The organism is Haematobacter missouriensis (assembly GCF_000740775.1).
Taxonomy (GTDB): Bacteria; Pseudomonadota; Alphaproteobacteria; order Rhodobacterales; family Rhodobacteraceae; genus Haematobacter; species Haematobacter missouriensis.
In genome coordinates this window covers 21,510-29,371 of the sequence record NZ_JFGS01000040.1, presented here as the reverse complement: position 1 = coordinate 29,371, position 7,862 = coordinate 21,510, and the positions used below count along the sequence as shown (strand labels likewise).

Sequence of the window (7,862 nt, the reverse complement as noted above, 5' to 3'; positions counted from 1 at the left end):
CAAGACATCCAGGATGTCCTCCCACAGCCCGGCGAGCGTCCAGCGGCGGAACTGGCGGTAGACCGAGGACCACTTGCCGAACTCCTCTGGCAGACCCCGCCAGGGCGCACTAGTCCGCGCGGATCCAGAAAATGCCATCCAGAACTTGGCGATGATCCGCAGGTCTACGCCCGTTCGGGTGCCGGACGGCACGAATAAAGCCTTCGAAGAAGGCCCACTCATCGTCGGATATAAGGTTGCGCGCCAAGTTCATCTCCCAAGTAGAAATGAGCTTGAATCACAGGGCGCGGGCCAGCGGAATCCATTTTGTCAACACGACCTAGGCCAGCCATCAGCACGGGTGAGGGCGCCCGGCACGATCAAGCCGGAGCAGTTCTCCATCAGCGCATGCCCGATGAAGCACAACATCGCCCCTGTGCCAAGCGATTTCCTGTAAAGCCGCGCGTCCGTGACAGAGCGATGGCGGCATTCGTCCGTTTCTGGCCCCGGATGTCGACCTTGGCATTGCGGCTGCGGCTGTGGTTGCAGGGCAACGATCTTGGCTGCGGTCAAGGAGGCTGGATCGGCGACGACGGTTGGTCCGGGCGGAGCGCCCGGATCGTTATGGGGCGGGTATCCCCGGTCCGCGGTCGGACGCTCCTCATCAATGCCTTCCCCGCTATGCCATCGACCGAGAAATGACCATCCGACAAGAGTGGCGCCACCCTCGCGGTGGACCAGGATCGCGGCCATCACCTTGCGCGGCATCTCGGTGGTCAGCAGTTGGTCACGGTTCTTCGTAACATGGTCGGCACCCAGACCGGATCATCAAAGCGGAGGCCGACGAACCAGCGGAACAACAGGCTGCTGGCGCCCGGAGCCAACGGCTTAAAGGGTCTGCAGAAGGCTCGCCCGGATCAGCCGGCTCCGTCGGGATAAGGGGGTGGCCGAAGTCGGTGTGAAGCACGGCGAACGCGGTATCGAGACTGGCCACATCAGCATTCACCACCCGCCGGATCTTGTACAAAGGGTGCCGCGGGGATGGGGGCCTCAAGATCGACATAGCTGAACGACGACCCGCTTACCTCGTCCCTCCCGCGCATCTCATCACTCCGGCCCAACTGCCAAGGGTGATTATGCTCCTCCTCATTGGTCGCGCCGCTGCAACACCAACGCGGTGATGCAGTTGCCTCCGCGGACCTGCCACCTGAGCAGCCGGCGGGACACGACGCGCGTGCAGCATATCCCACCGAGACGCCCATGACCATCAAGCCAGGGATCAACAACGATGATTGCAAAACAACGAAGGTCCGCTCAGAGGACACGCTTTCATTCATGCCGATCCGTTATAGGTGGTAGCATCATCATATATTTGATGTATCGCGATACATGCCGCAAACTTCACGGGACGATGAGAAGTTTGGGGAGAGTCGGATATGTTTGATCACGGCGCAGACGATTATCAGGATATCCGGGATGCGGTTCGAGCGCTTTGCGCAGAATTCCCCGATGAATACCATCGCAAGATCGACGAGGCGCGTGGCTACCCGGAGGAGTTCGTCGAGGCGCTCACGCGCGCGGGCTGGATGGCCGCTCTGATCCCGGAGGAGTATGGCGGTTCTGGGCTCGGGCTGACGGAAGCGTCGATCATCATGGAGGAGATCAACCGGTCGGGCGGCAATTCCGGCGCCTGCCACGGACAGATGTACAACATGAACACGCTCGTCCGGCATGGATCGGAGGAGCAGCGGCGGAGATATCTCCCGAAGATCGCCAGTGGTGAATTGCGCCTGCAATCCATGGGCGTGACCGAGCCGACCACCGGAACGGATACCACCAAGATCAAGACCACCGCCGTTCGCAAGGGTGACCGTTATGTCATCAACGGCCAAAAGGTCTGGATCAGCCGGGTGCAGCACTCCGACCTGATGATCCTTCTCGCCCGCACAACGCCGCTGTCCGAGGTGAAGAAGAAATCAGAAGGCATGTCGATTTTCATTGTCGACATCAAGGAGGCGATGAAATCGGGCATGGAAGTGCGCCCGATTCTGAACATGGTCAATCACGAAACCAACGAGCTGTTCTTCGACAACCTCGAAATCCCTGTGGAAAATCTGATCGGTGAGGAAGGCAAGGGATTCAAGTACATCCTTACCGGCCTCAATGCAGAGCGGACGTTGATCGCTGCGGAGTGCATCGGAGACGGTTACTGGTTCACCGACAGGGTCGTGAAATATGTGAGCGAACGCAATGTTTTCGGCCGCCCCATTGGCCAGAACCAGGGCGTGCAGTTCCCCATCGCAGAGGCCTATATCGAGATAGAGGCCGCGAACCTCATGCGGTTCGATGCCTGCCGACGCTATGATGCGCATGAGGATTGCGGGGCGCAGGCCAACATGGCGAAGTATCTTGCCGCGAAGGCAAGCTGGGAGGCGGCGAATGCCTGTCTCCAGTTTCATGGCGGCTTCGGTTTCGCCTGCGAATACGACGTGGAGCGGAAGTTCCGTGAAACCCGTCTCTACCAAGTCGCACCGATCTCGACCAACCTCATCCTGTCCTATGTCGCCGAACACGTTCTCGGCCTGCCGCGGAGCTTCTGATGGTGTATCAGCCGCTGAAGGGCCTGACGGTCGTCGCCATCGAGCAGGCCGTCGCGGCTCCGTTCACAACCTCCCGGTTGGCGGATGCCGGAGCAGAAGTCATAAAGATCGAGCGGCCGGAAGGGGATTTCGCGCGCGGATACGATGACGTGGCCAACGGGCAGTCGAGCTATTTCGTCTGGCTGAACCGGGGCAAGACCTCCGTCACGCTCGATCTGGCGAGCGATGAGGGGCGGGAGGAGTTGGCGCGGTTGCTGGACGGGGCGGACGTGCTTGTCCAGAATCTCAAGCGCGGGGCGCTCGGAAAGCTCGGCTTTTCCTTCGAGCGTCTGGCGCGGGAGTGGCCACGGCTCATCACCTGCTCGATCACCGGGTATGGTGAGAACGGGCCGATGGCGGATCGCAAGGCCTATGACCTGCTTATACAGGCCGAATCCGGTCTGTGTTCGATCACGGGCGGCCCGGAAGCCGCGGCACGGGTCGGCATCTCCATCGTTGATATCGCGACTGGCGCCACTGCTCATGCCGCCATTCTCGAAGCCCTGATCGCGCGGGGAGTGACGGGCAGGGGCGCGCAGATCTCTGTCTCCATGTTCGATGTGATGGCCGATTGGCTCACCGTTCCGCTGCTGAATCATGAGGGTGGCAAGTCACCACGCCGGCTTGGCATGGCCCATCCGTCAATCGCGCCATACAGCGTGTTTACCTGCAGCGACGGTAAGCCGATCCTGATCTCCGTGCAAAGCGACCGGGAGTGGCGCAAGCTGGCGGATGTGTTTCTAGATCGGCCGGAACTGGGCACCGATCCGCGCTTCGCGACCAACGTTGCCCGGGTGCGTAACCGTTCGGAGACTGACAGTCTGGTGGCCGAAGGTTTTGCGCGCCGCACGGCGGAAGAGGCAAGCCTCGCACTTCTCAAGGCGGATGTAGCCTTTGCCTCTGTCAGCGACATGGAGCGCCTGTCAGAGCATCCGCATCTGCGGCGCATCACGGTGGATACGCCGAACGGACCTATCAGCTATCCTGCGCCGGCCGCCGTTATCTCCGGTGAGCAGCGCAACTATGGGCCAGTGCCCGCTTTGAACCGGGTAGAGGTCAAGGCATGACCGTGGATATCGATTACTTGCGGGAGTGGATCGGGCGCGGTGAGCGGAAATCCGAGCGTGTAACGGAGGCGCTGGTTGAACGCTTTAACGCCACGCTGGATCTGAAAGGCGATGTAAGGGATGGGGATGCCGCCCCGCTGCTCATCCATCTTTGCCTCGCGCCACCTGCTGCTCCGACTGCCAGCCTTGGGGCGGACGGACACCCCGCGCGGGGTGGTTTCCTGCCTCCCGTGCCGCTGCCGCGCCGGATGTGGGCTGGAGGAGCATTTGCATTCTACGACGCGATCCGCGTGGGGGAGCAGGTAACACGCATCTCCACCATTCGGGACGTGACCTTGAAAGAGGGCCGCACCGGGCCGCTTTGCTTCGTCACGGTGGACCACCGGATCGAGAGCGACGACAGGCTGGTGATCGAGGAACGGCAGGACATCGTCTATCGCAATGCGGACGCGCCGGGCGGCACCCCGAAGCCGGTGGAACCGGCGGCGCGGGGAATGCATAGCGTCCCGGTCGCTCCCACGCCGCCGCTGTTGTTCCGTTATTCGGCGCTGACATTCAACGGCCACCGTATCCACTATGATCAGCCCTATGTGACCGGGGAGGAAGGATATCCGGGCCTCGTGGTCCATGGGCCGCTTCAGGCGACGCAGCTTGTGCTGTTCGCAGCAGAACTGCGTGGCAGCAATCCCGCCCGTTTCGACTTCCGCTCGCTGTCTCCGCTGTATGATACAGCCGACTACACGCTCAATGCAGAGGCTGACGGCGATGGCCTGCGGCTCTGGACCGCCCGTGCCGATGGGCCGGTGGCGATGGAGGCGCGCGCGACATGGTGACCGCCATCCGAGCGCCTCTGTTCGTGCCCGCAAACCGCCCCGAGCGGTTCTCCAAGGCTGCGGCTTCAGGCACCGACGCGGTGATCCTGGACCTCGAAGACGCTGTCGCAATGGATGCCAAGGACGCGGCCCGCACCGCATTGACCGCCGATTTCACCGATCTGCCGGTTATCGTGAGGATCAATGCCATTGGAACGCCTTGGCATGAGGCGGACATAGCGGCGGTTAGGGCCGTTCGCCCCGCTGCCGTAATGCTGCCCAAGGCGGAGGAGGCGACTGCAGTAACCGCCGTCGCGGCGCGGGTTGGTCTCCCTCTTATCGCTCTGGTGGAAACAGCGCGTGGGCTGGCTGCGGCACGATCCATCGCCGCAGCGGAAGGTGTCATACGGCTTGCCTTCGGTTCGGTCGATTTCTGCGCCGATCTGGGATGCGCGCATCTGCGGGAGGCTCTGCTTCCTGCGCGGTTCGAACTGGTCCTTGCCTCGCGCCTCGCGGGGATCGCCGCACCTCTCGACGGTGTGACGGTGCAATTGGATGAGCTGTCCGTGAGCGGTGAAGACGCCGCCCATGCCCGCTCGCTCGGGATGACGGGCAAGCTTTGCATCCATCCGAAGCAGGTCGGGGTCATCCGCAACGCCTTTGCCCCCTCGGAAGCCGAGATCGACTGGGCCCGCCGGGTGATTGGGTCCGGCGATGGCGCGGTTTCTGTCGATGGCGCAATGGTGGATGAGCCTGTACGCCTTCGCGCTCGCGCCATTCTCGCAACAGCAGGCTGATACCGTCGACGGGTTTGGGATCACGGGTTTCCGCTTGCCGGAACCTTGCCGGAAGCTCGTTTGGATGCACGGTCCGTCTCCTGCAAATCGCGAGTAGCGTCGCGCCCCACACTTCACGCGTTACACGCGTAGCGGGGTGTTCAGTCGGCGCGCGATGTGCTGCCGGGCCAGTTCGTTGGGGTCACTCATGTCTGAAGATGTGCGTGGACGAGTGCCGCCGACCGGCCGAATTGGCGGCGGAAGCGATGCGCGGATACGGCTATCGTCACTCACCCAGCAGGGGTTCGCTCTGCTGGATGACCATGTGTGCGGTCCGATTATCGTCTTTTGCGCACAGGGTCGGGTGAAGCAACACCACTCCGCGACGGGCGAAGGCGCCGTCCTTCGATCCCACCGGCTGCGGATTTATGCTCGTGCCGAGATGAAGAAGTCTTGGTCCCGGTCCCCTCTCCCGTCGCACAGTTGACAAAGTTAGCCGCGGCAGGACGCCTTGGCAGACCTGAGCAATAAGCGCGGTGGAGATGTCGAGCGCGATTGGCAGGGTCATGGACGTGCTGGGCACAGCCACGCGCAGGTAGCTGTGCAGGTCAGCAAACCGCACGTTGCTGGATCCGGCCGTGCCAGCCACTGTGCCCTTCGGCGTCGTGCTGCGGGCGTTCGACGAGAGCGGCACTCAAGCGGCGTCCGTGGGACAAGTTCCACGGACGCATCCACAGGTGCAGGGGATAGTGCCTGCTCAGGACCAGCGTCCGTGGCTGTCCCTTTCAAGCAGAGGCGTGGTGAAGCAGCCGCGCACGCGGGCGCTCCACCCCTCCGCTTGGGCCGGATCGCGCCAGCGGTCTGACTGCAGCATCGCAGCGCCGATTCCGACCGGTCGAACGCCGAGCGTCTCCAGCAGTGTCAGCCCGGCGCGAATGGAACGACCGCTCGAGATCGCGTCGTCGATCAGCGCCACACGGCGGTTCACCAGCAGCGGCAGCATGCGCGGGTCCATATACAGCCGCTTCACCTGATCCGGCGTCGTCACGGAGGAAAGCGGCACGGACAGCGTCTCCTCATACCAGAACTTGCGCGAGGTGCCGAGCGGCACGTAGCGGCTGTGGCCCAGCTTCCGCGCTACTTCCGCGGCGAGCGTCAGCCCCAGCGTCGGTAGGCCGACCACAACATCCGGCTCGAATTCCGCAAGACGTGTGGCCAGATCGGTGGCGAGCGCGTCCAGCACGGCGAAGCTCGCCTGATTGACGATCAGTGATGCCAGCCCGTGCCGTCCGTCGGGCAGCGGTCTTATCGGCAGGCGGAGGCGCCGTCCGTCCGCCAGCGTAGCGGTGTAGAACCCATCGTGTTTCAGGGGCGCGGCGGGCCCGGGCGGTAATATCTCCTGCCAGAAGTGATGAGGTTCCATCATCATTCCGCCGCAAGCTCTCGTTCCACCAGCCGCGTCCAGAACCGCACGCCGGGACCGATCGCCTCATCATTGAAGTCATAGCCGCCGTTATGATGGATGGCTCCCTCCATAGCGGGACCATTACCCAGCCAGACATAGCAACCGGGTCTGTCTTGCGCGAGCGCGGCGAAATCATCCCCGGCCGTGGAGGGTGGAAACGCGGTTCGGACCTTCCCGCAGACATCCCGCGCCGCGCCGAGAGCGCGGGATGTTGCGTCGGGGTGGTTCACCACGGGCGGGATGCGACGGATGTATCGGTAGTCGGCTGTGAGGCCGAACGCCGTGGCCGTGCCTTGCGCCAGCCGCCCGATTTCCGCTTCCAGTTGATCGCGCACCTCGGCGGAATAGGCACGCGCCGTGCCACCGATCTGCACCTTGTCGGGGATCACGTTCAACACGCCCGCTTGCCCCGCCTGCACCGAGCAGGCGCTGACCACCGCCGGTTGCAAGGGATCGATCACCCGTCCCACGATGCTCTGCAAAGCGGTGAGGAAGCTGCCCGTCGCCGTAACCGGGTCGCGGCCCAGATGCGGCTTCGCCCCGTGGGTGCCGATCCCGCGGAAGGTCACGTGCCAGCTGTCGGAGGAGGCGAGCTGTGGCCCCTCCACCACCGCAATCTCATCGGGGTCGAGACCCGGCATGTTGTGAAGCCCGTAAACCGCATCGCAGGGAAAGATGTCGAAAAGGCCCTCCGACACCATGCGATCGGCACCCCCGCGACCCTCCTCCGCAGGCTGGAAAATGAAATGCACGGTCCCGGAGAAATCCCTCCGCCGCGCCAGCTCCCGCGCTGCGCCGATCAGCAGCGTGGTATGCCCGTCATGGCCGCAGGCATGCATCTTGCCAGGCACGGTGGATTTGTGGGGACGGTCCACCAGTTCCGGCATGGCCAGCGCATCCATATCCGCCCGCAGACCTATGCGACGCGTTCCGTTGCCGATCTGCAGCGTCCCGACAACCCCGGTGCCGCCAAGGCCGCGATGCACGACGATCCCCGCCTCCTCCAGAAGCGTTGCAACGATATCGGAGGTGCGGTGCTCCTCGAAGCCAAGCTCGGGGTGGGCATGCAGATCGCGGCGGAGGGCCGTCAGAAAGGGAAGGTCGGCATCTATCGTGTCGCTCAT

General features: G+C 63.3%; 7 protein-coding genes and 2 pseudogenes. 4 read left to right on the top strand and 5 right to left on the bottom strand.

The window, feature by feature from the left end; genetic code table 11:
• Positions 1-253 (bottom strand): annotated as a pseudogene (locus tag CG51_RS16675) (transposase); the annotation flags it as partial.
• A 74-nt stretch (positions 254-327) separates the two neighbouring features.
• Positions 328-1,082, bottom strand: a pseudogene (locus tag CG51_RS20805) (transposase); the annotation flags it as partial.
• 333 nt (positions 1,083-1,415) lie between these two features.
• On the opposite strand from CG51_RS20805, the gene CG51_RS16670 reads away from it, so the two are divergent.
• From CG51_RS16670 to CG51_RS16655, 4 genes are read left to right on the top strand one after another with little or no spacing between them, the layout of a single operon-like run.
• Entirely contained in the window at positions 1,416-2,579 is a 1,164-nt protein-coding gene (locus CG51_RS16670; protein WP_035746904.1) for an acyl-CoA dehydrogenase family protein, read from the top strand.
• Entirely contained in the window at positions 2,579-3,685 is a 1,107-nt protein-coding gene (locus tag CG51_RS16665; protein WP_035746903.1) for a CaiB/BaiF CoA transferase family protein, read from the top strand. Before CG51_RS16670 ends, CG51_RS16665 begins: the two co-directional genes overlap by 1 nt.
• A complete protein-coding gene (locus CG51_RS16660; RefSeq protein ID WP_035746902.1) occupies positions 3,682-4,518 on the top strand; it encodes an HTD2 family dehydratase in 837 nt (278 codons plus the stop codon). Before CG51_RS16665 ends, CG51_RS16660 begins: the two co-directional genes overlap by 4 nt.
• On the top strand, positions 4,512-5,294 hold the full coding sequence (locus tag CG51_RS16655) for an HpcH/HpaI aldolase/citrate lyase family protein (protein WP_035746901.1): 783 nt from the start codon (positions 4,512-4,514) through the stop codon (positions 5,292-5,294). The genes CG51_RS16660 and CG51_RS16655 overlap by 7 nt, the downstream gene beginning before the upstream one ends.
• Positions 5,295-5,559: 265 nt before the next feature.
• On the opposite strand, the gene CG51_RS20215 is transcribed toward CG51_RS16655, so the two are convergent.
• The 3 genes from CG51_RS20215 to CG51_RS16645 form a co-directional block, all read right to left on the bottom strand.
• A complete protein-coding gene (locus tag CG51_RS20215) occupies positions 5,560-5,922 on the bottom strand; it encodes a hypothetical protein (protein ID WP_143413033.1) in 363 nt (120 codons plus the stop codon).
• Between the two features lie 108 nt (positions 5,923-6,030).
• Positions 6,031-6,696, bottom strand: a complete 666-nt coding sequence (locus CG51_RS16650; protein WP_051930783.1) for a phosphoribosyltransferase — start codon at positions 6,694-6,696, stop codon at positions 6,031-6,033.
• 2 nt (positions 6,697-6,698) lie between these two features.
• Positions 6,699-7,862, bottom strand: coding sequence for a M20 aminoacylase family protein (locus CG51_RS16645; protein WP_198947712.1), 1,164 nt, complete (start codon positions 7,860-7,862; stop codon positions 6,699-6,701).